This window comes from Mesorhizobium sp. M0243 (assembly GCF_040321775.1).
Classification (GTDB): Bacteria; Pseudomonadota; Alphaproteobacteria; order Rhizobiales; family Rhizobiaceae; genus Mesorhizobium.
Window position 1 is genome coordinate 44,251 of record NZ_JAMYSF010000014.1, and the last position, 23,637, is coordinate 67,887.

Sequence of the window (23,637 nt, forward strand, 5' to 3'; positions counted from 1 at the left end):
TCATGTTAGAGCTTTATGGAACCGAGCTTCCGTCGCGCCTGCTTCTCGGCACCGCGCAATATCCTTCGCCGGCCATCCTTGCCGAGGCTGTCAAGGCGTCGGGCACGTCGGTGGTGACCGTCTCGTTGCGCCGTGAGATGGCGGGCGGCAGGGCCGGCGAAAAATTCTGGTCGTTGATCCGATCGCTCGGCGTCAGAATCCTGCCCAACACTGCTGGCTGCCACTCCGTCAAGGAAGCTGTCACGACCGCGAAGATGGCGCGCGAAGTCTTCGGTACGAACTGGGTCAAGCTCGAAGTGATCGGCAACCATGACACGCTGCAGCCGGATGTTTTCGGTCTGGTCGAAGCCGCCCGCATCCTGTGCGAGGACGGTTTTGCTGTATTCCCCTATACCACAGATGACCTTGTCGTCGCCGAGCGGCTGCTGGAGGCGGGCTGCAAGGTCTTGATGCCCTGGTGTGCACCGATCGGTTCCGCCCTCGGGCCGGTCAACATTCCGGCGCTGCGCTCGATGCGCGCACATTTCCCTGAGGTACCTCTGATTGTGGATGCAGGGCTCGGGCGGCCGTCACACGCGGCGACTGTCATGGAACTCGGCTTTGATGCCGTTCTCCTGAACACCGCGGTTGCCAAGGCGGCCGATCCGGTCGGCATGGCGGGCGCGTTCGGCAAGGCGGTCGAGGCCGGTGGTGAAGCTTTCAGCTCGGGAATGCTCGAACCGCGCGACGTCGCCATGCCATCGACACCGACCATCGGCAGGGCAGTATTTTCATGAAGCTCGATCCCTTCTACCTGATCGTCGACAGCGCTGCCTGGATCGAAAGGCTGGTGCCGCTCGGCGTCAAGCTGGTGCAGCTGCGCATCAAGGATAGGGACGAGGCCACGCTGCGGACGGAAATCCGCCGCGCGAACGGCGTCTGCGCGGTCCATGGTTGCCAACTGATCGTCAACGACTATTGGCGCAGGGCAATCGAGGAAGGCTGCGACTTCGTCCATCTCGGCCAAGAGGATTTGGCTGCGGCCGACCTGCTGGCGATCAAGTACGCCGGATTGAAGCTCGGGCTTTCCACGCACGATCATCTAGAACTGGAAACGGCCATCGCTGCCGAGCCCGACTATATCGCGCTCGGCCCCATCTATCCCACGGTCCTGAAGCAGATGAAATGGGCGCCGCAAGGGCTCGCGCGGATCAGCGCGTGGAAGCATCGGGTGGCGCCGATCCCATTGGTCGCCATCGGCGGCCTCAACCCCGATCGGCTCGACGGTGTCTTCGAGGCTGGTGCGGACAGCGCGGCGGTGGTGACCGACATCACGTTGAATGCCGATCCCGAAGCGCGCACGCGGCAATGGATCGAAAAGACAGAGCGATGGCGCTAGGGCGAGAACCGCATGTGCTCGTGGTCGGCGGTTCGGACTCCAGCGGCGGAGCCGGAATAGCACGCGATATCGAGACGATCTCTTCCATTGGCGTGCGCACCTGCCTTGCTGTCACCGCGCTGACGGTGCAGACGCACCATGCGGTCATGGAAATCCACTCTATGCAACCCGGTCTGGTGGCCGGTCAGATGCGTGCGGGGTTGCAGGCCAACAAAGTGGCGGCCATCAAGATCGGGATGCTCGCCACGGTGGAGATCGTCATTGCGGTTGCCGGAGTGCTGCGCGAAAATCCGCAGGTGCCGGCAGTGCTCGATCCGGTGCTGGCGTCGGCGTCAGGCCGGGCGCTCCTGGAAGCCGGCGCCATCGCCGCCCTGAAATGCGATCTGATGCCATTTTGCCGTCTGGTCACCCCCAATCTCTTCGAGCTGGCACTCCTTGTTGGCTCGGAGCGGGCAGTGGATGAGGACGGCGTAGTGTGGCAAGGCCAAGAATTGCTGGCAGCCGGCGCGCGGGCTCTGCTGATCAAGGGCGGCCATGCATCGGGACCGCAATCAACCGATATTCTGTTGCGCCCCGATCACGAACCAGTCCGCTTTGACACGCCGCGTCTTGCCGCATCAATGCGCGGGACGGGCTGCATGCTGGCCAGCGCGATTGCAGCGCATCTGGCGAAGGCGCAATCAATCGAGTACGCCGTGCGCCAGGGCAAGCTCTTTGTGTTAGAAAAGCTTCGGAAAACCCCTGCCGAATAGCCGTAGAGCCGGCTCAAGCGTTCAGCGGCTGACGCTGAAATGGAAGCCGTAGCCCTCCTGCCCTTTTTTCACAAGGCGTGACGGGATGAGGCCTGACCTTGCCCCTCTGATCTAATCCGGTTTGAAGTTCGTTCTGGCCCATCGAGAGGACCAGGACATGAAACGTAACCGCTTCTCTGAAGAGCAGATCATCGGAATTTTGAAGGAACACGAGGCCGGGGTGTCGGTTGCCGATCTGTGCCGCAAGCACGGGGTCAGCGACGCCTCGATCTACAACTGGAAGGCCCGCTTCGGCGGGATGGATATCTCCGAGGCTCGGCGACTTAAGGCGCTGGAGGACGAGAACACGCGGTTAAAGCGGCTTCTGGCCGACGCGATGCTCGACAATGCCGCGTTGAAGGATCTTGTGGGAAAGAAATGGTGACGCCCGCGGCCAAGCGGAAAGCTGTCGCTCGCCTGAAGGAAGGCTTTGGGATGAGCGAACGGCGGGCGTGTAAAGCCATCGGCTGTGCCGCATGATGGTTCGCTACGAGACCAGCAGGCTGGATGACCGCGAGGTTCGCGAGCGGATGAAGGCGATCGCGCAGGAGCGCCGCCGGTTCGGCTACCGGCGTCTTCTAGTGATGCTGAGGCGGGAGGGCCTGGTCGTGAACCACAAGAAGCTGTTCCGGCTCTATCGGGAGGAGAAGCTCGCCGTTCGCCGCCGTGGCGGCCGCAAACGGGCGATCGGGACCAGGGCGCCGATGCTGGTGCCGCTGAGGCCCGACGAGCGCTGGTCGCTCGACTTCGTATCGGACCAACTCACCGACGGGCGCCGCTTCCGCATCATGGCCGTCGTCGACGACTGCACGAGAGAGTGCCTGGCACTCATCGTTGATACGTCTCTCTCGGGCATGCGGGTTGCCCGCGAATTGGACCGGCTCATTGCCGAGCGCGGCCGGCCGAGGATGATCGTCAGCGACAATGGCAGCGAGTTCACCTCGAACGCCATCCTCTCCTGGGCGGATCAGAACCGCGTCGAATGGCATTACATTGCGCCCGGCAAGCCGATGCAGAATGGCTTCATCGAGAGCTTCAACGGCCGACTGCGCGATGAACTGCTCAACGAGACGCTGTTTACCTCGCTGGCCCAGGCGCGCGTAGCAACCGCCCTGTGGCGCGCCGACTACAACACCGCGCGTCCGCACTCCCAAATCGCCTGGCAGACCCCGGCCGAATTCGCCAGCACCTTCAATCCGCGACGGTCGCTCGCGCTCCGCTATGCCAACTGCTCCGCGCCAACGACCGTCGCTTCACCCGCCCAGCAGGGCACAACCCACGCCGGAAACGAACTCAAAATTGGATAGAAACTGGGGGCAAGGTCAGGCCGCTTTGCAGATCGGAATTCAGCGGCGCCGAGACAAGCTGCCCTGCCAGGCCGGGAAAGTAACGGGACTCTTCCTGCGGCGAAGCGCACTGCCAGTCAGGCATGGCGATGCACTTGTGCGGTCTTATGTAGCAAACGCACCAAACCCCGAAAACCAAGGGGTGGCGCTGTGATCGCGCGGGCGGTGCTGGCCGCACTAGGTTTCCTCGTTGCCGGACTCGCAAGGGCTGAAGCCTACGTTGTCGTGAGTGAGGGTCATTACATAGCGAAACCGGGTTCGTTGCTCGCGACGGAAAACGTCTTGGTACTCAATGACGCCAAAGATCCAAAATTTGAGCTTGCCATCGACCAAATCGGAGAGCGTTTCCCGAGTAATCATCCTGTCGGGTCTGTCAGGGTTGTTGTCGGGATGCTGCAAAGAAAGACATGCCAGGGCCAACGGAGCCGCGCCCATCGACAGTCACAATGGCAGCAAAGTGCTTCTCCTCTTGGAAGGGCGGAGGAGCCAATTCCCATTCCATGTTGACGCGAACGTTTTGCGCGGGTGTCTGTCCAGCATTTTTGAAGGTGACTTGAACACGGATGTCCGGTTCGGGCTTGTCGGTTACCACGGAGTCGAAATTAAAAACTGAGAGATAGGCGCGCAACTGCGCTCTCGTCGTGCGTATTCCGACTATGGAGTTCCAAGTCCCGATAAAGAGCGCAACGATCGCAATTACCGTCCCAACGATGGCGAGCCAGATTTGGGTCCATGCCGGTATCTCCTGCCGCTCAGCGGTTGCAGCGCTTCGCTCAGCGGCATCAGCGGCCCTGCGTTGGGCCTCCAAATCGGCGGCCTCGTGACTAGCGGAGTCCTTTTCGCGATCCTCGGAGTGGGTAGCCTGTTCCGGGGATTCTACAATCGTGACCGGGAATCCCTGGTTCTTGCCGTTTGCGGCGCTGTCATCTGTGGCGGCGGGTTGTGGTTTTCCTACGCTTGGGCTTTCACCGGCCACCCCTTGGGCTTCCTGCGCGCTTACGTGGGTGGCTAGCACCATGAACAGCGCAAGGAATAGAAACCGCATCGCAATCCCCCCAGAATGCACAAGCATTCATCTTGCGGGAGAAGTAGCGACTCCACAACCGGCACTAGGAATGCTTAGTTGCCGCCCATGCAAACGAAGGACCATCTTTCGAAAGTCGAGTCCAGAATCTCGCTTGGTCAACAAGCGGTTGGCGGCGTGGGCTGGGCGCTCAGTTATTTCGGCCTGTGGCCTTACCTTATCGCGGCAGGCGTAGCCGTGTTCGCAGCCCTATATAAGGTTCTGGGTTGGGTAGGCCAGTATGGTTGGGCTGGGTGGTTTCTCCTCGCTCTGGCAAGCGTTGTAGTGATTGCTCTCGTGGCCGGGACAGTGTTCGCTGCGCTGGTCCGATACGAAGCCTATAGGCAATCAAAGTCGATCAATCCTAACCCAGCGCAACTAGACCAAAACATTGGCCAGGTTTTCGAGGCGGCCACAGGAATAGGCGAGTTGAGATCACAGTTCGACATATTCGAGGAACACACGCGATCCGCGCTCAGTTCCATTCAGTTCAAAATGGACATCTACAACCGCGCAGTCGGGAACATCAGCGATTCCTACTCCAGCCTTCGACTTTTGCGTAAGGCTGACAAGGCGAACGGGGATTTAGAACTCGCTCGCACGTTTATGAACAAGATTGCTGATGGCGAATGGACTACGTGGGAGCAATGGCGTTCGGCCAAGCAAAAAATTGAAGGCTATTTGCGGTCGTACAGTCATACGATGCGGAATTTCATCAACGCCGAGGGAGAGATATTCACCGTCAGCGCCTATCAATTCGCGCCCGGTTGGTTGGGCGACAGAAAGCCTCAATTCCCGGATGACCAGATCCGGCATGAATTTCTTACTCTCTATGCCTATTTGTTCAACGCGCGAGAGACACACATGAGATTGGTCTCAAGATTTAATAGCCGCATCGTGCCGGATACAGTTACGTCCTGATCTCTTTGGTCTCGATGGCATCGAGACATTGAAGCAGGAAGGCTGCCGTAAACCCACCACGGCTGATCTTGTTGTTTAGATTCCGTTCCGTCTCATGGATGCCCATACCCGCAAGCTTCTCTGCTAGCTGCGCATAGGTCGCGCCCTTCCGCTTCAATTCTGACTTCAAAAGGTTCTTGGCCTTCGTCTCGTATTCAACGGTCTGCGGGTCGTCCTTGCGTGCCATAGCCTCGCCTCAAAAATACAATCACATTCGATGATATAGGCCCTTGTATTTGGCGATACAATTCCGCATATACGGTGAACAACATCCCCGGATATGATGACAATGCCCAACACTTTCTCCTCTCCGCCGAAAGCCGCACCCTCTCTCTCAAGGAGATTTACTAGGGTGGCGAGGAAAAGGCTTACGACACGTTCAAGCGCCTTCGCTGGGCTTCGACGCAAGGCGAGCCTGTTTGCCCGAAATGCGGGTGCCTGGATCATTACGACATTCCGACCCGTCGCAAGTTCAAGTGCGCCGCTTGCGGTGCGCAGTTCTCGGTTACGAGCGGCACGATCTTCGCCTCGCGCAAGCTGTCGTTTGTCGATCTTCTCGCCGCGATCTGCTTGTTCGTCAACGGCGCCAAGGGCATGTCGGCGGTCCAGTTCTCTCGCGATCTGGACGTTCAATACAAGACCGCCTTCGTGCTGGCTCACAAGCTGCGCGAAGCCCTGTCTGCTGAAACCAAGAACGAAACCCTTAAAGGCGAAGTCGAGATTGACGGCGCTTACTTCGGCGGCGTGGTGCGCCCTGAGAACCGCGTAGAGGACCGCAAGGACCGCCGCATGAAGGAGAACCAGTCAGACCGTCGCCGCGTTGTGATCGCCCTGCGCGAGCGCGCTGGCCGCACCTTGACGTTCGTCCGTAATCGCGAGGCCGAAGGTGTCGAAATCGCCCGCGCTCGCATGCTGGCCGGTTCCAAGCTGTTCGCTGACGAAGCGAACCATTGGGACGCGCTGGAGGCTGATTACGCTTCGACGCGCATCAACCACTCGGAAAGCTACAGCGACGGCCACGGCAAGCATACTAACATGGTGGAAAGCTATTTCAGCCGCCTTCGCCGGATGGTCGCTGGCCAGCACCACCACGTTTCGCACGGGTACCTCTACCAGTACGCCAATCACGCCGCATGGCTTGAAGATCACCGTCGCCGGTCGAATGGCGGCAATGCCTATGCCCTGCTTGGTGGCGCGCTCAATCATTCCGTGAGCCGCGTATGGGCTGGATATTGGCAAAGAGCAGAATAACCGAAGAGAAATATTGTTTGCCTGCAACCAAATGTATGAGTCGATTATTTCGAATATTGGCGAATTGGAAGAATAATATTTCGCGTAGGCCTTGCGATTGAAGTCTCCTAACGGCAAGACGGATAGCCCTGCGCGTCTTGGTCCTCGATTCGCTCAGTCGCTAGCGTGACATGTGAATTCCGGCTCACCAACATGTCGTCGAATGCGAGTGAGCCGGCCCATTTCTGCGTCCCGGCCGCCTGACAACTGGTCAGGAGGAACTGTGGCCACATTCGTCGTAGGCAAATGGGCCATCTATTCTTAAGCCGCCACGGTTCAGCCTAGATTACATGGGAAGCGACAATAACGGAAAGAAAAGGTTCGCAAAATGAGTAGGGTGGCTGGATCACACGAAGATTTGGCTGCACCAACGACCTTTGGGCCACTTCTGCAGCCCACCTTTCGCTCGATCTGGCTCGCCACGCAGGTTTCAAGCCTCGGCTGGTTGATGCAGACTGTTGCCATCAGCTGGCTGATGGCAACGATCTCGACTTCCGATCTGATGGTTGCGTTGGTTCAGGCTTCATCGAACCTGCCCGCTTTCGTCTTGTCCGTTTTTGCCGGAGCTCTCGCCGACAATTTCAGCCGGCGCAGGGTGATGTTCGCCGGTCGGTGCCTTATGGTGACTGCCTCCGCGATGCTGACCGCATCGGTGGCGCTGGGCTTTGTCAGTCCGTGGATGATCCTCGGCTTCAGCTTCTTGATCGCAAGCGGCGGTGCTCTCAACGATCCGGCCTGGCAAGCGTCGGTTGGCGATATTGTGGATCGACGAGATGTTCCCGCTGCCGTCACCCTGCTTTCTGTTGGATTCAATACCGTCCGGACTGTGGGCCCGGCGCTCGGCGGCATTGTAGTTGCCTCGTTTGGCCTTATGGCGGCATTCGCGGTGACCACGCTCACCTATTTCGTACCCTTGGCCACTATTTGGCGCTGCAAGTGGAAGGTTCGTTCTTCCCCTCTTCCACGCGAGTCGATGAGGACGGCGATCTATGACGGGCTGCGCTTCACGGCGATGTCATCGGAAATCAAGGCCGCGATCGCGCGCGGAACCCTCTTTGGCTTGGCGAGCATCGCCATACTCGCGCTGCTGCCGGTGGTTGTCCGCGATCAGCTGGGAGGAGGCCCGCTCGCCTATGGCGCGCTCATGGCCGGCTTCGGGACCGGAGCCGTCTTCGCTGGCCTCTCCAACAGCCTGTTCAGACGGAGCTTGTCGCAGGAGCGGCTGATGAGGCTCTCCTGCGTCGCCTGCGCGGCGTGCTCACTTTCCCTGGCACTGACAACTTCGATCGGGGTGGCGGCAATTGCACTCGCTTTGGGCGGCGCGGGTTGGGTCACCGCCTGGTCAGGGGTCGGTGTGAGCGTGCAGCTGGCAAGCCCGCGCTGGGTCGTGGGGCGCACCATCTCGATCTACTATGCTTTGATAGATGGTGGCATCGCGCTCGGCAGCTGGGTGTGGGGCACGGTGGCCGAAAACCATTCGCTGGCCCTGGCGCTTGAGGGTTCCGCTGCCTCCCTGATGTTCGTCGCTGCAGCCGGCGTTCTGTTTCCTCTTCGCGAGCGCCGCGACTCAGAGCCCGATCCTCTGGAGGAATTCGATGCCCCGGCTGTCGCTCTCAATCTGAAGCCGAGAAGCGGCCCGATCGTGGTCAAGGTCGAATATCTGATAGCCGAGATAAATCTCGAGGCTTTCCTCGACCTCATGCGGCAGCGGCGTCATGTACACAGCCGGGTCGGTGCTCGGAGTTGGACGCTCCAGCGGAACCTGCAGAAGCCTATGCATTGGACGGAAACGTTCCGCACGCCGACCTGGACGGACTACCTTCGCCTCAATCATCGTCTGACGGAAGTGGACAAGGAACTGGACGAGCGTGTCTTCCAGTTGCACGCGGGAGAGGAAGCGCCTCAGATGACACTTTCCATCGAGCGACCGACAAGCTCGGCCCGCAAGCCCGAGCACTCAGCTTTTCGCCATCCCCGTCATTGAAGCCCGGCCGGCACAGAAAACGCGATTCTTGTCTATCGCGCTCAAACCGGTGCGGGAGACGGACAATCCACCAAAATTCGATGATGGGCGGCAGAGAAGAACCCCAGGCTGAGAGTGCGACCGATCGGTCCGCACGGTGAAGCGGAGCCTGGGGCTACAGCGGCACGCGACTATTGCCGCGTGTCACCTTTTGAAATTAAAGTCTTCCTCAGTCCGCCTCGCCGATCCGGGCCAACGTTATCTTGAGGTTGGCATTTTGTCCCGCCAACTCGCTGAGACGATCACGTTCGGCAGCGACCACATCCGGACTGGCGTTGGCAACGATGCACCCGCGCGGAGCGTGCTGTTGCTGGAAGCAGGAAGGCATGATCGGCCAAAGCCGGGAGAGGTGCTGCCGGCAGTAGCGAATGGGCTGCTGCGTCAGCTTGGTGTCTGGACGCCGTTCGCCGAGGCCGGCTTCGTTGAAAATCGTGCGCTTGTTTCGGTGTGGGCCAATGAAGTTCCAAGCGAGCGGCACGGCATGTTTTCCGCTCAAGGTGCCGGCTGGCAGCTCGACCGGACGCGATTCGACCGGCTGATGGTGCAGGCGGCCAAGCCGGCAGGTGTGGACACGCGGTTTGGCTCGGCCGTGGGTTCGGCAGTGCGCGACGATCAAGGCTGGCTGCTCAAGCTGGCCGATGAAGCTATCGTTGCCCGCCGTGGTTTGGGCGACCGGTCGCAGTTGGAGGCTGGCGCGATGTTTCGGCGCCAAGCTCACCATGCACGGACATCTTGCCGCCTACACACGCTTTTTTCGACCGCGCACCGGGCGATTGCAGCATGGTCGTCGAGGCGCGTCCCGAAGGCTGGTGGTACAGCGCCGACTTGCGCGTGCCTCACCGATCCGGATCTGGGCAGCGAACTGCGCAAAGCCGGACATTGGCGCTTTAGCCGCAACGCAGTCCATCGCGCCGCTCGTGCCGCCCAACGCAATCGAGACCGCCAGCATGATCAAGGCGGCGGGAACCGCAACGATCGATCCCGCCGCCGGTGACCGCTGGGTCGCGGCGGGCGACTGCCTGTTCTGTGCCGATCCACTGTCATCACGCGGGATCGTGCATGCACTCCGCTCAGGGATCCTGGCGGCCTACGCGGCATCGGACATGCTGGACGGGCGTGGCGATTCGCCTGCGCCCGCTATGCAAAATCGCCACACGCGGCTTTGCCGATTAGCTCCCGGCGCTGCGTCTAGCATCGAAGGAGGGAGGTCAGAGGTGGTCTCGGGACGGGGTGCTCGGCATTTATGAACCGACCGAGCGCCAGCGAGTGGTCGTCGGCGGGCTCGATGGCGGCATCAGGTCAGGGAACTCGGCCTCCATGATCATCTCCGATTTAATTCAAATTTGTCTGTATATATTGACGATTGCACTACCTTCACCTCGTAGACGGCAATGCGGGCGGGTAGAGAGGGTTCTATGATATGACAAGCGATTTTTCCGCCGCCCGAGTGCATTTAGATCGAGCGTATGATTACCTTTGTGGGGATGACCCGATGAGTCAAAGGGGCCGCGAAGCCTTGGACCTGCTAATTGAGGCGGTTGCCGTCGAAGAGTTCAAGCAGCCACGCCAAAGCGCTGAGGTGCTAAGGTTTCCGATCGGGCGCCGCTGCTGAGGTAATCTCCACGGCCGCCATGTAGCCTCGCGGGTGAGGCGCTCACGGCAGGGACTCGCCGCCCCGTGAGGGCCGGGAACGAACGCATTGGCAAACGGAAAGCCCACTTGCCAGACCAGCGCCCGGCCGGCGTGGCAAGTAGGCCGGCGGTTCCAAGCGGAGACATTGATGCCGGACTATGTCGTGCTTTGCATCGCATTAAGCTGCTGCGGGATATACGTAACGCCATCCCTAAAAACATCGAATGCGGCAGCGACAGCGCGAATCCCAAAGCGATGCTCCCGCCGTACGCGGACAAAACCGTTTTCGAAGTCCACTATTCCGTCCTTGGCCAGCATCGCCAAACGCTCATCTGAACCGCGAAGACGGATCGGATCAGATCCGTGGGCGACACAGATTGCCGGCACGTCAGCCTCGAAATCGCACATTAATCGCTCGATAATTGCGGCTCGCACGCGGTCGTCGTCTGTGAGGCGATGGCCCTTCGATGTAGCCAGTCGGCCAGCTGCGATGTGCTGGATGTAGGAATCCCGTGTAACTTCGTTTTGAACATATCCCTGGCCGATGCGGCCGATAGCCGACGCGCCGAAACCGATCAGGGTTCTGCAGGTATCGGCCGAGTAGCCCAACGAGTTACGTCGCAGGCGACCTGTTTCCTGTGCCAGCGCGAGCTCGTCGTCCGGCAAGGCGAAATGGTCGAGCCCGATCTGTCGGTAGCCGGCGGCAATCAGCGTCACGGCGACAGCCGCATACTGTTCAGCGCGGGCAGCGCTGTCGGGAAGAAATTCCGCCTCGATGAGGCGCTGATTCTTTACTTGGGATGGGATGTGCGAGTAGCCGAACAAGGCAAGCCGGTCGGGGCGCATGGCGACCGCCGCCCTCACTGTTTCGACGCACGACTCCACCGTTTGATGCGGCAGGCCGTAGATGAGGTCGAAGTTGATGCGGCTTACTCCATGCCGGCGCAGCACTTCCACGGCAGCCGACGTCTGGGCCTCGCTCTGGATTCGGTTGATCGCTTTTTGAACAATGGGATCGAAGCTCTGTACGCCCAGGCTCGCGCGGTTCACGCCGGCCGCTCCCAAGCCTTCCGCCATCTCGGGCGTGAGCGTGCGTGGATCGATCTCGATGGCGACCGTAGCTGTTTTCGAGATGGCGAAGCGGCATCGCAGGAACTCCATCAGAGCGAGGAACTCGGCTGGTCCGATGAGAGACGGCGTTCCGCCGCCGAAATGTATGTCGCTCACGGGCAGCGTCTTCGGCACTCGCTCCGAAACCAGACGGATCTCGTCACGCAGCGCCGCCAGATAGTTGAGGATGGGCGCATCATGGCGGGTGATGGTGGTTGGGAAGCCGCAATACCAGCAGGCTGATCGGCAGAACGGAACGTGCAGGTAGAGTGACACCGGATCATCATCCGGCAGGTTCCTGAGCCATTCCTCATAAGCCTCGGCGCCGACCGCCCCGGAGAACTCCGACACAGCCGGATAGATAGTGTACCAAGGCAGCCGGGCCTCTCGAAATTTCGTGGTCTGCAACGGTCACCGTCCCATGCTGATAACATCCAACCTTACCGCTGCGCTCGCCTGCGTCTTTGCGCTATGTCAGTCCGTTCCGCTTTGGGCTCGAAATTTTTTAGCAATGGGCGCCGTTCAGTCTTGGCTGGACAGCGATGGTCTGAGCGCACTCGGTCAGCAACTGACGATGGTGTTCCCGCCGAAACCCTCACGCGCACCGTTTTGTTCCACCGTCCCTTCCCTTCATCTGCGCGTGGGAGATTCTTCTGAGCGCAGATGCCGCATCCGATGAGACAATACGGAGTTGGGTCCAGACTTTGCACGCCAGCTAGCGCCGCCCATAATGATCTCTGCCGTCTCGATGAGCTCGTTGTGTGAATTGCTGGCAAGAAGCATTAGCTGTGGCGCGCCGCTTTCAGCACTAAAACCTGCTCGACGCGACCGTCTGGTCCGCCGCAATGCCAAGGCTGGCGCCTACCGACTCAGTGGTGCAAGGCTGCGGCGCGTGGTTATCGACCATCAGCTCGCCAAAGTGACGGCGTCGTACCGAGCGGTGGCCGCCGCATGATGCCTCAACGGCGGGGCTCAAGCAAACAATGCCGTCGCCATTAAGCCAAACTGTCCCGAAGCGAACAGACGAACCGTAGCCGAAACGTTTGCCGTTCGTGCTTGGGTGGATCCGCAAGGCAAAAGAACGGAAGCGCGAACCAAGGTGCGCCCGCATAGTTGAGCTTCAAGCCGCAGCTGGGTCGTCAGGGTGGCACGTCATTTGCAGTAGTACCCTTTGTGAGGCCCGCCGCGGAGGTGAAAAGGGTGATTGTACAAAACTGTTGTACGACCGCCTGGGATTGATAACTACTTAATATAGTGACAACAAGTCTCAATCACATTCTAACTTCTCCTGAGCATTAGCACGACAGGTGCAGCAACACTCCCAGAATTCAGCTTGATGCGCTATCAATCGTTTGCTTAGCAAAAATCATTTATCGGTCTCGATTCCTTTTACTATTTAGACGGAGATCAACAATGACCATTGGGAGCCTCCTCCTCGGCTCAACTGCGGCACTGATCGCCGTTTCCGACGCTCGCGCGGTGACCACCGTCGCCGAGCCTGACCCGACTGAGTACGTCAAGATCTGCGACGTCTACGGCTCGGGCTACGTCTACATTTCAGGCACCGAGACCTGCCTGCGCATCGGCGGCTATCTTAGCTACTACGTGGGCTTGGGCGATGTCGGATTGTTTTACCACGCAAGAACCTCAGATGTGAGGACTGGTGAGGATCAGGGTACATGGCAAAACAACACGCGCTTCACACTGAAAGCTTGGACCGGCCAGGAGACCGAACTCGGCACGTTGAAGACCTACACCGAAACCCGCGTGAATTTCGGTAACCGCCACACTTCGGTTTCGGACAGTTCTCGGTCCTATGCCTTCAACGGAGACAGCATCTTGACTTTCGCCTGGATTCAGCTTGGTGGCCTCCGAGTTGGTAAGGACTGGTCGGCCTTCGACATGTTTATTGGCGGCGCGGGTGACGTACTCAACCAGACGCCGGTTCCGTACGGCGCTTTGGATACCAATGTGGTCCAGTACTACTTCGACGCCGCGAACGGCTTTTCGGCCGTGGTTTCGCTCGAAGAAGGCTCAGGCGTGGTGGGCACAATCGACAACTACGCTCCGCACATAGTCGGCGGCTTGAAATACACACATGGCTGGGGAGGGATCACCGGCGTTGCTGGTTATGATAGCAACTACGAATCGGTAGCCGTCAAGGTCCGTGTCGACATCAATGTCACCGACGAACTGTTGCTGTTCGGAATGTTCGGCTACGGTTCCAATGGCAAGCTCAACGACGACTCCATGAACGCGATCGACGCTCATGGTCGCGGCTTCTATAAGATTTGGGGCGGGAACTGGGCTTTCTGGGCTGGCGCCGCTTACGAGCTCAACGAGACAACTTCGTTCAACCTTCAGCTCTCGGGTGATCAGCTCAAGAACTATGGTGCCGCTGCGAACGTCGCCTATGCGCTTCTTCCAGATTTCACAGTTACGGCTGAACTCGACTACGACCGCTACGGAGGCTCCGCCGTCGGAAAGGTGAAAGCTTCCGAAGTGAACTGGGCCAATGCCAACAAGAAGAGCAGTGTCGGCGGTATCCTGCGTTTCGAACGCTCATTCTAATGCGATGAAGCGTTGAGCTCCGAGGTCCAGTTGATGCGCGGACATTTCCCCTACATTCCGTTTGATTGTGGATGCGTGGCTCGGACGGCCGTCGTACGCGGCGACCGTCATGGAGCTCGGGTTTGACGCCGTGCTCCTGAACACGGCGGTCCCGAGGGCGGCCGATCCGGTCGGCATGGCGCGTGCGTTCGGCAAGGGCGGTCGATGCCATTCGTGAAGCTAGCACTGGAATGCTCGAACCGCGCTACTCACCGACGGTCGGCAGGGCCGTCTTCTCATGAAGCTCGATCCCTTCTATCTGAATTTCGACGTGCCGGCTGGGTTGACCGGCTGGCGCCGCTCGGCGTGAGTCTGCTGCAGCTCCGGATAAAGGATATGGACGAGAAAGGACTGCAGACGGAAATCCGCCGCGCGAACGACGCCTGCGCGGTCCATGGTTGCCAAGTGAGCGTCAACGACAATTGGCGCACGGCAATCGAGGAAGGCTGCGACTTCGTCCATCTTGGTCAAAAGGATTTGGCTGCCGCCGATGCTGACGATTAAATACGCCGGATTGAAGCTCGGCCTTTCGATCCACGATCACACCGAACTGGAAACGGCGCCAGTGGCCGAGCCGGAGTATGTGGCGCTCGGCCCATCTATCCAACTAGCCTCAAGAAGATGAATGGGCGTCGCAAGGGCTCGAGCAGATCAGCGAGTGGAAGCACCAGGTCGCGCCGATCCCATTGGTCTCCATCGGCGGCATCAACCTGACGGGCTCGAAGGCGTTTTTCCAGGCTGGCGCGGAAAGCGCAGCCGTGGTCACCGACTTTGCGCTGAACGACGCCCCAGAAGCGCGCACGCGAGAATGCATCGAAAGACAGAACAATGGCGCTGGGGCGGGAACCGCATCTGCTCGTTGTTGTCGGTTCAGATTCCCGCGGTGGGGCTGGAATTGCCCGCGAGATCGAGACGATCGCTTGCCTTGACGTGCGCACCTGCCTTTGCTGTAGCGCGCTGACGGTGCAAACCCAGGAAGACGCCTTGGAAATCCAAGTTACGCAACCCGGTCTGGTGACGGATCAAATGCGCGCTGCGCTTCAAGCTAACAGAGTGGCCGGCACCAAGGTTGGCATGCTCGCAACGGCTGAGATCATCGTCGCTGCGGTTGCCGCTGTGCTGCGCGAATATCGGGCGCATATCGACAATCCAGATCCGGTGCTGGCTTCCACGGCAGGCCGAGCGCTTCTTGAAGCAAGCGCCATCCCGCATCATGAAGTAGCATCTGATGCCGCTTGCCGTGTCGACACTGGCGCTTCTTGCCGGCTCAGAGCTAGCGGCCAATGAGGTCGGCGCGCTTCAAGAAGGACCACAAGCCACCCCGTCTGCTGGACTACTCCTCCACCATTCGAGACACGGATGGTTCCTATCCAGACAATTGATTTTATCAATCTGCGACAATACCGCATAGCGGCGCCGGCGGAATGATCATCCGTAGCAAGACGAGCTGCTTTCGGCGGCTTGCAGGACGCGCACCGCGACCGATTACAAGCCGGCTCGTCTGCAGCCATGTTCGGATCGGCCGCATCGGTGCGCCGAATGAGATTGCCGGCGGAACGCTCTATTCGTGCAGCTGTGACGGCAGTCATCTCACCGGGGCCATCCTGCCGATGGATGGCCGGCAGTCGGTGCAGCATGGGCTGACACTGTTCACGGAATGAAGCCGTCGCGCTTCGGACGGTTGAAATGGAGGACATTAGCGTGGAACCGATCAGTCTCGACGAACTTCTGGCCAGCGTCGGCAAGGAAGTCGGCGTGTCGCCGTGGCGGGTGGTCTCGCAGCGGATGATCGACCAGTTCGCCGAGGCCACCGATGACCACCAGTTCATCCACTGCGATCCGGAGCGCGCCAAGCGCGAGACGCCGTTCGGCGGCACCATCGCACATGGCTTCCTGTCGCTTTCGCTTTTGTCGGCGATGACTTTCCAGACCATGCGGCCGCTCGAAAACTGCAAGATGGGTGTCAACTATGGCTTCGAATCGCTGCGCTTCCTGGCGCCGGTGAAAACCGGATCGCGCATCCGCACCCGTTTCGTACTGGCCGACGTCAAGGTCAGGCCGTCGGGCTGGGTGCAGACGGCGCTGGGCGTGACGATTGAGATCGAGGGCTCGAAAAAGCCGGCGCTGACCGCGCGCTGGTTGACGCTGACGCTGATCAAACGCCAGCCGGAGGCGGCCTGAATTGCTCAACGAGCGTCAGCAGAGACGATCTTCACGTGCCGGGGCGATGTAGGCGACCAGTGCGCACCGATCGGCAACGCGGCCACGGGGGTCGGCTAGATAGAGTGGCAGGAATGCCTAATCGGGGCTCGCATCGATGTATCGGAAGCGCTTCGGCTTTCGGCGCTGCATTCCTTCTTCACGAAGGTCCATGCAGAATTCCCGACCACGGGGTCGAAAGATCGGCTTGTGATCGGAGTGGGCAGATCCTCCCCGACTGAATCTGCCAATAGGGTGTTATCGAGTCAACCGGGTCGAACTTGAGGTCGCGGGTGTCGCTGATCGGCTGCTCGTCGAGCTCGAGAGCTGCCAGCTAGAGGCAGAACACGGCGATGCCAAGAGCTCCGCAGTTGATGTGGACGCCCAGAGCTGGGAGAACAGACCGACGAGTTCCCGGCGGGCGAACTTGCCATTGGTAGCGCGCCAGACCAGTCGCGAGAAAGCCTCGATGAGAAGGCCCCCGAGCCGCACGCGGGATCGACTACAGTGGCGTTTGGCGAGAGGCCTTCGAAGACGAGAGCGAGTGTAAGATGGACGAGCTCGACACGCGTATCGCGCAGTCCCTGCGATCGCGCCTTGTCCGCGGCGCTCGTGCGTGCGAGTTGTTGGTTGATCGAGCTGACTAGATGAACCGGGATGGCATTAAAGCGGAACTGGAAGAGACGTCCCTGGCCGAACTAAGCAAGATCAATCCAGCCATCGCTAAAGGTAGGCGAACACGAGACGTTCGGACTCCGTGCCGCTGAAGTCCTCAAATTGAATCGGCCGGACCGTTGGAGCTATCATCACCCGCTTGGCTTCCAGAGCTACGGAGCGGGTTGATTATCTGAACGTCCTCGAAGTCCTTTCCATTGTCGGTCACTACGACACACTCGTTGGCTTCGGCTACAGCGGCAATGATTGTGTCTAGGGCGCTCCGCGAACGGCCTCTGGCTTTGCCGTTGGCCATCAGCCGCGCCCACACGAGGCCGGCTTTCTCGTCGAACGATAGCACGCGGCCAGCGAACAGCGCTTGCGGGCCTTCGGAGCCCTCGAACCAAGTTTCAAGGCTGCTGCGCGTTTTCCCCTTCGGCTTCTCTAGGATGACTCGGCGAATTTCGGCGACAGTAAGCGAAGCAATGAAGAGGTCTTCGTCCTTCTGCGCGCCCATCCAGGCCAGCAACGAGCCCGAAGGCTCCGGCTTTATGACGTTGCTGATGATATTGGTATGAAGAAGGTAGCGCGTCACAGGTCGATCTTGCGCCCCTCTTCGCGCGGCCGGCTGAGGTCGAGATTGGAGCCAACCAGAGGCGAGCGACGCAACGCGGCGAGAATGCTGCCCGCTTTCGGTGGCTCACCCGCCACGGCTTGCTGTATGGTCCGACGAAGCTGTCGGGCATCCGGCCCGCTCTCCGTTAATTTTCGGGCAAGAGTTCGCAGTAGATCGCGGTCTGCGTCGAACGCCTGGATCTCGAACCGCGCGATGCCGCGCTCAGCCAGGCGAGAGCGATAATTCTCGATGGCTCTCTTCTGTGCAGTGTTGCCCATCGCGTGCCTCCGGTTCTCTATCCGGATATATAGCCTTGGCTTCTTCGGAGCACAAGGTGCCCCGTCATCGGCCAGCACTGGCTCCTGCGCGAGGCGCGTTATTGATCAAAAACAATTTCCATCTTGTCGAAGCACTGTGATTGGCATCATTGTCGCGAAACGGAGTATTTCGCGTCAGGACAGGAACGCGATCATAGCGCGACCGAAACGTGCAACAGCCGAATAGCTTCGTGTGGTCGCAGGCGCGGCCGCGAAGGGCTGTGCCTGCGTCGCCGAAGCCCGATCGACGCTTCGTCAATCTGGTCCGGCTGCTGGCGCCACAGGCCGCACGGGATTTCGTTCAAGCCGAAACGGATAGCCAAACGCGAGACCGCGTCCCGGAGTAAGGGGCCGCCTCATGAAGGTCGCGCTTGGCGCTCGCTACTCAACTGACAATCACCGAGACGCCTCGATTGAGGATCAGTTGCGGCTCTGCTGCTTGCGTGCTGAAAAAGCAAGGCTGGACAGTCGTCCACAGCAATACCCACCGCGCGATCTGCGGCGCGTCGCTGTTGCGTCCCGGCCTTCAGGAGCTGATCAGCGATGCGATGCAGGGCAAATTCCTGATCGTGCTCGCAGAGGCGATGGATCGCCTGACCATGACCGCTGCAAACCGGGAGCAGGCCCGGCTGGGCAAACGTTGCAACAGATCCTTCAAGGAAATTCATAGACTCTTAGCAACTCCGGCTCGCTGTGAATGGTAGGCTTATTGCAACGTCTGAGGTCAGTGGTTCCAAACCGTGGCCCCGCTTGTCTTCGACTCGCCGACCTGCCTGCAATTTCGGCTAAAGGCAAGAAGAGCGCACATTTGTTTGTTCGACACAGGATATCGACGGTCGTCACGGCCACCGAGATTTGCCCGCTCGTTGGACATCCTTCGAAATCTGCAACTTCTGTGGAGAACGCGAAATGAGAAATTCGGCAGGACTTGGTCCTGAGCCATGATGACACTGGTTAGTCGCCTACGCATGGCAGCGCATCCAGACCGCCTTCGAATCCTGGGCCTTTGTGCGCATGCGGACCTAACTGTCTGCGAGCTAGCGGAGATTCTGGGCGTGTGCCGAGAGCGGGTTGCGCGACACGTCCGGCTGCTCGCCAGAGCCGATTTTCTTTGCTGCAACGAACACCGTCCGTGGCGCTCGTACCATCTCAACGCAGGATCCAACGACGGCGGGCTGGTTCAATTATTGGTCGATCTCCTGCCCCATCGCGACGGCTATCATAAACAGGACCTGCAGCGGCTCGAAGCGGTACGAGACACGCGGCCGAAGGGGACTGCCTGCTTGATCGTAAAATAGATCAATCCAACTGGAGCGCGAACTGCCATGGACAATTCCGCCGCCGGCGCCATTGCGCAGCCCGACACCTCCGGGCGGTCTCACGTAGCCGCGGTTGATCGCCGCGTTCACGAGCTGCTTCTGAGACAGGAGCGGCAGGAGCGGACGACGCTCAAACTAATCGCTTCTGAGAACTTTGCCTCCTCGGCCGTTCTGGAAGCGACCGGCTCGATTTTCACGAACAAGTACGCCGAGGGGTACCCCGGCGCGCGCTACTACGCGGGAAACGAGATCGTCGATGAGCTTGAGAGCCTAGCCATTGAGCGCCTAAAAACATTATTTGGCAGCGAGCATGCCAACGTCCAGCCTTATTCCGGCTCGCCGGCCAACCAGGCTGTCTATCGTGCGCTTTTGAACCCCGGTGACAAAGTGATGGGCTTGCCCCTTCCGGAAGGGGGCCATCTGACTCATGGTTGGGCCATCAACTTTTCCGGAACTGACTATCAACGCGTCCCCTATGGACTAGATGAAAAGACACAGCAGATTGACTATGACCGCTTGCGCGAGACAGCCAAGCGGGAACGGCCGCGGCTCATTTGGGTCGGCGGAACTGCTTACCCACGTGTCTTTGACTACGCGGCAATGGCAGAAATCGCCGTGGAAGCGAACTCCTATCTCGTAGCCGACATTGCGCACATCAGCGGCCTGATTGCCGCAGGAGCGCACCCGAATCCCGTGCGCCATTGCGACGTGGTCAGCAGCACGTCCCACAAGTCGATCCGCGGTCCCCGCGGTGGTTTCATTTTGTCAAGGAACGAAGATCGCTATCAGGCCCTGTATCATCCAAAGAGCAAATACAATCTCGCCAGACGAATAGACCGGGCGGTCTTCCCTCACCTGCAAGGCGGGCCCCACATGAATGTTATCGCTGCGCTAGCAGTTGCCTTGCACGAAGCCGCGAACCCGTCCTTCCGAAGCTACGGCCAACAGACGGTCAAGAACGCCAAGGCTCTGGCACATGCACTGCTTGAGCGAGGTCATGACCTGGTGACCGGGGGGACGGACAATCACATGCTGATCCTTGATCTTCGCAATCGGCCACTATCGGGCAAGGCCTATGCCGAGCGACTAGCAAAGGCAGGAATCATCACAAACTTTAATATGGTGCCTGGCGACCCGCGGGATCCGGCGGTCACAAGCGGAATTCGCCTGGGGGCACCAGCAGTGACGTCAATGGGCATGCGCGATGTGGAAATGGAGCAAATTGCTGGCTTCATTGACTCCGTCCTCCAGCGGCCAGACGACGAAGATCTCCATGCCTGCGTGCGAAGAGACGTTGCCGACTTGTGCGCTGCGTTCGAGGTCCCGGGCATCTCCGACAAGTAAGGTGGGCCAAGCAAAATGCCCATACCACATCCAACACCCGAAGCGAGGTATTCATGGCTAGGCAGTTCGTGTTCTCTTCCGAATCAGTTGGCGCGGGGCACCCGGATAAGTTGGCCGACAACATCTCGGATGCCATCCTCGATGCCATCCTCCGCACAGATCCCAAGGCGCGCGTCGCCTGTGAAGCGTTGGTAAAATCAGGGATAGTCGTTCTGGCTGGCGAGATTACCAGCGATGCCCAGGTGGATTACAGCCAAGTTGCGCGCGACACGATTCTCGACATTGGGTACGACGACGAGGCCGTCGGCTTCGACGGCCGGCGTTGCTCCGTCGTCCATGCCCTCACCGAGCAGTCGCCCGACATCAGCCAAGGCGTTGACGAGGGAAGAGGGCAAGACCTCCAGCAGGGAGCGGGAGATCAGGGCCTCATGTTCGGCTACGCATGCCGCGAAACCGATACCCTGATGCCTTTGCCGATCCAGCTCGCTCATCGCTTGACGAAACGGCAGGCGTATGTCCGGAAGGCACAGCTTGGCTGGTTGCGTCCTGACATGAAATCCCAAGTCTCAGTGCGCTATGAGGGGTTGCGTCCGGTCGCCCTGGATACCATCGTCGTGTCGACGCAACATGACGAGCAGGTCTCGCAAGAGACTGTCCGCGAGGGCGTCATTGAGGAAATCATAAAGCCTGTCCTGCCGACCCACCTGGAGACGGAAGGCATCAGAATTCTGGTCAACCCGACGGGGCGGTTCGTAGTCGGCGGGCCGCGCGGCGACTGCGGTCTCACTGGACGCAAGATCATCGTCGATTCCTATGGCGGGATGGGTCGTCATGGCGGCGGCGCCTTCTCGGGCAAGGACCCGTCCAAGGTTGACCGCTCAGCTGCCTATGCAGCCCGCTATGTCGCAAAGAACATCGTCGCCAGCGGACTTGCGGACGTGTGCGAGGTGCAGCTTGCTTACGCAATCGGCGTGGCCAGTCCGGTTTCCGTCATGGTCAACACGTTCGGGACAGCCAGGGTTGAGGAAAGCAGGATCGAGCGCCTCATTCTTGAGTTGTTCGATCTCAGACCGAAAGGCATTATCAAGATGCTTGATCTCTTGCGCCCTATATACCGCAATACAGCCACCTATGGCCATTTCGGCCGTGAAGAGCCTGATTTCACCTGGGAGAAGACAGACAGGGCGGACGAATTGCGTCGCGAGGCAGGACTAGCCGCCCCGTGAAGCCGCCGGCGAGCGAATTGGCAAGCGGAAAGCCCAAGCGGAGACATTGATGCCGGATTATGACGTGCTTTGCATCGGCAATGCCATTGTCGACATCATCGCCCAGTGCGACGACGCTTTTCTGGTGACCAACGGCATCATCAAGGGTGCCATGAACCTCATCGATACCAAGCGCGCCGAGCTGCTCTACAGCCACATGGGGCCGGCGATCGAGGCCTCCGGTGGCAGCGCCGGCAACACGGCGGCCGGCGTCGCCAGCTTCGGCGGCCGCGCCGCCTTCTTCGGCAAGGTGTCCAACGATGCGCTGGGCGAAATCTATGCGCACGACATCCATGCGCAGGGCGTTGCCTTCGACACCAGGCCGCTCGAGGGCGAGCCGCCGACGGCGCGCTCGATGATCTTCGTCACCCCGGACGGCGAGCGCTCGATGAACACCTATCTCGGCGCCTGCGTCGAGCTTGGGCCGGAGGATGTCGAGGCCGACAAGGCGTCTGGCGCCAAGGTCACCTATTTCGAGGGCTATCTGTGGGACCCGCCGCGCGCCAAGGAGGCGATCCGGCAGACGGCGAAGCTCGCGCACGAGGCCGGGCGCGAAGTCTCGATGACACTGTCGGATTCGTTTTGCGTTGACCGCTACCGCGACGAGTTCCTCGATCTGATGCGCTCGGGCACGGTCGACATCGTCTTTGCCAACAGCGACGAGATCAAGTCGCTCTACCAGACCTCGTCCTTCGACGAAGCGGTGGCGCAGATCCGCAAGGACTGCAAGATCGCCGCCGTCACACGCTCGGAAAAAGGCTCGGTTATCGTGCGCGGCGACGAGACCGTGGTCATCCATGCGACCGCCATCAAGGAGCTGGTCGACACGACGGGCGCCGGCGATCTCTACGCCGCCGGTTTCCTGCATGGCTACACGCAGGGCCGCGACCTCAAGACCTGCGGCGACCTTGGCTCGCTGGCGGCCGGCCTGGTGATCCAGCAGATCGGCCCAAGGCCAAGGCAGAATTTGCGCCGCGAGGCGGAACGGGCTGGGTTGCTGTAGATGCGCGGGCAACTAACCAGCCGCCCTACTGACGCGATCATCGCAGTCGCGGAACTGTGTCAAAGCTCGCTGATAGCGACAGCCATTCGCTTCGGAGAACTGACCGATTCTGCTGCCGTGAAGCTCGCTGGAAGAGCGGTGCAAGGCGGGCTTGCCTTGACGGCATTCACCGTCATCGAGATCGCCACCGGCATTTTCCAGAAGCTCAGCTAGGGGAAGGCCAGTAAGGTTCCTGAGGTGACGGAGAACTCGCGGCGTCCGTCGGAGCACTTGACTTGCGATCACGTCCCACGATGCCGAATGCGGGCAGACTGGTTCGCCATTGGTATGGGACCAGCGGAATTGGCAGCAGGGCTTCATCTTCGTCAATCTCGACGAGGCGCCGGATGTGGAGCCCGGCATTCGCGGATGTCAGGAAGTGCTCGCCTGGCTGGTATTCACATCGCGGTCTGGCTTCCACGATTTTGGGATCGTCGAGGGCAACGAGGAAGGGATTCAAAAACGGGCCCTGACGGGCGGAAAGGGACTATCCCGCCCTCTCCGATCTCCGTGTCAAAACTCTTCGGCAGACGCAGGATCGCATCACGGGGCCCGGCAGCCTTGGCGGCAGCGACATAGTTTCAGTTCATTTCAACAGGTGCTGGCATCTACTGGGTGTATCTCTTATCCGAACAATCCAACAATTACCGCAAGCACGGTCCGCTCGATCGGGTCGCC

20 protein-coding genes and 4 pseudogenes are annotated in these 23,637 nt (G+C 59.9%); 19 read left to right on the forward strand and 5 right to left on the reverse strand.

Features of this window, described 5'->3' with window-relative positions; all coding sequences use genetic code 11:
* The first annotated feature begins 2 nt into the window (after positions 1-2).
* The 4 genes and pseudogenes from NKJ11_RS19050 to NKJ11_RS19065 all read left to right on the forward strand — a co-directional run bounded on the left by NKJ11_RS19050 (position 3) and on the right by NKJ11_RS19065 (position 3,476).
* The gene (locus tag NKJ11_RS19050) at positions 3-776 is read left to right on the forward strand and encodes a thiazole synthase (protein WP_352793976.1); all 774 of its coding nucleotides are present in this window, start codon (positions 3-5) and stop codon (positions 774-776) included.
* A complete protein-coding gene (locus tag NKJ11_RS19055) occupies positions 773-1,378 on the forward strand; it encodes a thiamine phosphate synthase (protein WP_352793978.1) in 606 nt (201 codons plus the stop codon). The genes NKJ11_RS19050 and NKJ11_RS19055 overlap by 4 nt, the downstream gene beginning before the upstream one ends.
* Positions 1,369-2,130, forward strand: a complete 762-nt coding sequence (locus NKJ11_RS19060) for a hydroxymethylpyrimidine/phosphomethylpyrimidine kinase (RefSeq protein ID WP_352794075.1) — start codon at positions 1,369-1,371, stop codon at positions 2,128-2,130. The genes NKJ11_RS19055 and NKJ11_RS19060 overlap by 10 nt, the downstream gene beginning before the upstream one ends.
* A 157-nt stretch (positions 2,131-2,287) precedes the next feature.
* A pseudogene (locus tag NKJ11_RS19065) lies at positions 2,288-3,476 on the forward strand (IS3 family transposase).
* Positions 3,477-3,888: 412 nt separating this feature from the next.
* On the opposite strand, the gene NKJ11_RS19070 reads toward NKJ11_RS19065, so the two are convergent.
* Entirely contained in the window at positions 3,889-4,560 is a 672-nt protein-coding gene (locus tag NKJ11_RS19070; protein ID WP_352793980.1) for a hypothetical protein, read from the reverse strand.
* 78 nt (positions 4,561-4,638) lie between these two features.
* Between NKJ11_RS19070 and NKJ11_RS19075 the strand changes: the two genes are divergently transcribed.
* Positions 4,639-5,499, forward strand: a complete 861-nt coding sequence (locus tag NKJ11_RS19075) for a hypothetical protein (RefSeq protein ID WP_352793982.1) — start codon at positions 4,639-4,641, stop codon at positions 5,497-5,499.
* Here the strand turns inward: NKJ11_RS19075 and NKJ11_RS19080 are convergent.
* Positions 5,489-5,725 (reverse strand): DUF6471 domain-containing protein, encoded by a 237-nt coding sequence (locus NKJ11_RS19080; RefSeq protein ID WP_352793984.1) that lies wholly within the window; start codon positions 5,723-5,725, stop codon positions 5,489-5,491. The two genes, NKJ11_RS19075 and NKJ11_RS19080, sit on opposite strands and share 11 nt — an antisense overlap.
* 83 nt (positions 5,726-5,808) lie before the next feature.
* Between NKJ11_RS19080 and NKJ11_RS19085 the strand changes: the two are divergent.
* From NKJ11_RS19085 to NKJ11_RS19100, 4 genes and pseudogenes are all read left to right on the forward strand, one after another.
* Positions 5,809-6,789 (forward strand): annotated as a pseudogene (locus NKJ11_RS19085) (IS1595 family transposase).
* Between the two features lie 367 nt (positions 6,790-7,156).
* Positions 7,157-8,812: an MFS transporter gene (locus tag NKJ11_RS19090; protein ID WP_352793985.1), complete on the forward strand. Its 1,656-nt coding sequence runs from the start codon at positions 7,157-7,159 to the stop codon at positions 8,810-8,812.
* Positions 8,813-8,948: 136 nt separating this feature from the next.
* Positions 8,949-9,845: an NAD(P)/FAD-dependent oxidoreductase gene (locus tag NKJ11_RS19095; protein WP_352793987.1), complete on the forward strand. Its 897-nt coding sequence runs from the start codon at positions 8,949-8,951 to the stop codon at positions 9,843-9,845.
* A gap of 426 nt (positions 9,846-10,271) precedes the next feature.
* A complete protein-coding gene (locus tag NKJ11_RS19100) occupies positions 10,272-10,463 on the forward strand; it encodes a hypothetical protein (protein ID WP_023727257.1) in 192 nt (63 codons plus the stop codon).
* A gap of 176 nt (positions 10,464-10,639) precedes the next feature.
* On the opposite strand, the gene hemN is transcribed toward NKJ11_RS19100, so the two are convergent.
* Positions 10,640-12,001 carry an oxygen-independent coproporphyrinogen III oxidase gene (hemN, locus tag NKJ11_RS19105; RefSeq protein WP_352793989.1) on the reverse strand — a complete coding sequence of 454 codons (1,362 nt, stop codon included), beginning with the start codon at positions 11,999-12,001 and terminating at the stop codon, positions 10,640-10,642.
* Between the two features lie 1,005 nt (positions 12,002-13,006).
* On the opposite strand from hemN, the gene NKJ11_RS19110 reads away from it, so the two are divergent.
* The 5 genes and pseudogenes from NKJ11_RS19110 to NKJ11_RS19130 all read left to right on the forward strand — a co-directional run bounded on the left by NKJ11_RS19110 (position 13,007) and on the right by NKJ11_RS19130 (position 16,384).
* Entirely contained in the window at positions 13,007-14,164 is a 1,158-nt protein-coding gene (locus NKJ11_RS19110) for a porin (protein WP_352793991.1), read from the forward strand.
* Between the two features lie 33 nt (positions 14,165-14,197).
* Positions 14,198-14,445, forward strand: a pseudogene (locus NKJ11_RS19115) (thiazole synthase); the annotation flags it as partial.
* Positions 14,442-15,038 (forward strand): annotated as a pseudogene (locus NKJ11_RS19120) (thiamine phosphate synthase); the annotation flags it as partial. The pseudogenes NKJ11_RS19115 and NKJ11_RS19120, both read left to right, overlap by 4 nt.
* A complete protein-coding gene (locus NKJ11_RS19125) occupies positions 15,038-15,490 on the forward strand; it encodes a bifunctional hydroxymethylpyrimidine kinase/phosphomethylpyrimidine kinase (protein WP_502905804.1) in 453 nt (150 codons plus the stop codon). The pseudogene NKJ11_RS19120 and the gene NKJ11_RS19125, both read left to right, overlap by 1 nt.
* A gap of 399 nt (positions 15,491-15,889) precedes the next feature.
* On the forward strand, positions 15,890-16,384 hold the full coding sequence (locus NKJ11_RS19130) for a MaoC family dehydratase (protein WP_352442323.1): 495 nt from the start codon (positions 15,890-15,892) through the stop codon (positions 16,382-16,384).
* Positions 16,385-17,174: 790 nt separating this feature from the next.
* Here NKJ11_RS19130 and NKJ11_RS19135 read toward each other — a convergent pair.
* Positions 17,175-17,651, reverse strand: coding sequence for a PIN domain-containing protein (locus tag NKJ11_RS19135; RefSeq protein WP_352793995.1), 477 nt, complete (start codon positions 17,649-17,651; stop codon positions 17,175-17,177).
* On the reverse strand, positions 17,648-17,950 hold the full coding sequence (locus NKJ11_RS19140; protein WP_023671839.1) for a hypothetical protein: 303 nt from the start codon (positions 17,948-17,950) through the stop codon (positions 17,648-17,650). The genes NKJ11_RS19135 and NKJ11_RS19140 overlap by 4 nt, the downstream gene beginning before the upstream one ends.
* Before the next feature lie 410 nt (positions 17,951-18,360).
* On the opposite strand from NKJ11_RS19140, the gene NKJ11_RS19145 reads away from it, so the two are divergent.
* The 5 genes from NKJ11_RS19145 to NKJ11_RS19165 all read left to right on the forward strand — a co-directional run bounded on the left by NKJ11_RS19145 (position 18,361) and on the right by NKJ11_RS19165 (position 22,920).
* Entirely contained in the window at positions 18,361-18,693 is a 333-nt protein-coding gene (locus NKJ11_RS19145) for a recombinase family protein (RefSeq protein ID WP_352793997.1), read from the forward strand.
* Between the two features lie 264 nt (positions 18,694-18,957).
* Positions 18,958-19,287: an ArsR/SmtB family transcription factor gene (locus NKJ11_RS19150; protein WP_352794077.1), complete on the forward strand. Its 330-nt coding sequence runs from the start codon at positions 18,958-18,960 to the stop codon at positions 19,285-19,287.
* A gap of 27 nt (positions 19,288-19,314) precedes the next feature.
* The gene (gene glyA / locus NKJ11_RS19155; RefSeq protein ID WP_352793999.1) at positions 19,315-20,652 is read left to right on the forward strand and encodes a serine hydroxymethyltransferase; all 1,338 of its coding nucleotides are present in this window, start codon (positions 19,315-19,317) and stop codon (positions 20,650-20,652) included.
* 53 nt (positions 20,653-20,705) lie between these two features.
* The gene (metK, locus tag NKJ11_RS19160; protein ID WP_023812683.1) at positions 20,706-21,878 is read left to right on the forward strand and encodes a methionine adenosyltransferase; all 1,173 of its coding nucleotides are present in this window, start codon (positions 20,706-20,708) and stop codon (positions 21,876-21,878) included.
* Between the two features lie 49 nt (positions 21,879-21,927).
* Positions 21,928-22,920: an adenosine kinase gene (locus NKJ11_RS19165; protein ID WP_023812682.1), complete on the forward strand. Its 993-nt coding sequence runs from the start codon at positions 21,928-21,930 to the stop codon at positions 22,918-22,920.
* Positions 22,921-23,637: the final 717 nt, after the last annotated feature.

What these genes read in the sequence shown, in the direction of transcription:
- NKJ11_RS19100 (WP_023727257.1), top strand. Translation starts at nt 10,272, where the DNA reads ATGACAAGCGATTTTTCCGCCGCCCGAGTGCATTTAGATCGAGCGTAT.
- glyA (WP_352793999.1), top strand. Translation starts at nt 19,315, where the DNA reads ATGGACAATTCCGCCGCCGGCGCCATTGCGCAGCCCGACACCTCCGGG.
- NKJ11_RS19130 (WP_352442323.1), top strand. Translation starts at nt 15,890, where the DNA reads ATGGAGGACATTAGCGTGGAACCGATCAGTCTCGACGAACTTCTGGCC.
- NKJ11_RS19110 (WP_352793991.1), top strand. Translation starts at nt 13,007, where the DNA reads ATGACCATTGGGAGCCTCCTCCTCGGCTCAACTGCGGCACTGATCGCC.
- NKJ11_RS19070 (WP_352793980.1), bottom strand. Translation starts at nt 4,560, where the DNA reads ATGCGGTTTCTATTCCTTGCGCTGTTCATGGTGCTAGCCACCCACGTA.
- NKJ11_RS19090 (WP_352793985.1), top strand. Translation starts at nt 7,157, where the DNA reads ATGAGTAGGGTGGCTGGATCACACGAAGATTTGGCTGCACCAACGACC.
- NKJ11_RS19165 (WP_023812682.1), top strand. Translation starts at nt 21,928, where the DNA reads ATGCCGGATTATGACGTGCTTTGCATCGGCAATGCCATTGTCGACATC.
- NKJ11_RS19080 (WP_352793984.1), bottom strand. Translation starts at nt 5,725, where the DNA reads ATGGCACGCAAGGACGACCCGCAGACCGTTGAATACGAGACGAAGGCC.
- NKJ11_RS19140 (WP_023671839.1), bottom strand. Translation starts at nt 17,950, where the DNA reads ATGGGCAACACTGCACAGAAGAGAGCCATCGAGAATTATCGCTCTCGC.
- metK (WP_023812683.1), top strand. Translation starts at nt 20,706, where the DNA reads ATGGCTAGGCAGTTCGTGTTCTCTTCCGAATCAGTTGGCGCGGGGCAC.
- NKJ11_RS19055 (WP_352793978.1), top strand. Translation starts at nt 773, where the DNA reads ATGAAGCTCGATCCCTTCTACCTGATCGTCGACAGCGCTGCCTGGATC.
- NKJ11_RS19060 (WP_352794075.1), top strand. Translation starts at nt 1,369, where the DNA reads ATGGCGCTAGGGCGAGAACCGCATGTGCTCGTGGTCGGCGGTTCGGAC.
- NKJ11_RS19050 (WP_352793976.1), top strand. Translation starts at nt 3, where the DNA reads ATGTTAGAGCTTTATGGAACCGAGCTTCCGTCGCGCCTGCTTCTCGGC.
- NKJ11_RS19150 (WP_352794077.1), top strand. Translation starts at nt 18,958, where the DNA reads ATGGCAGCGCATCCAGACCGCCTTCGAATCCTGGGCCTTTGTGCGCAT.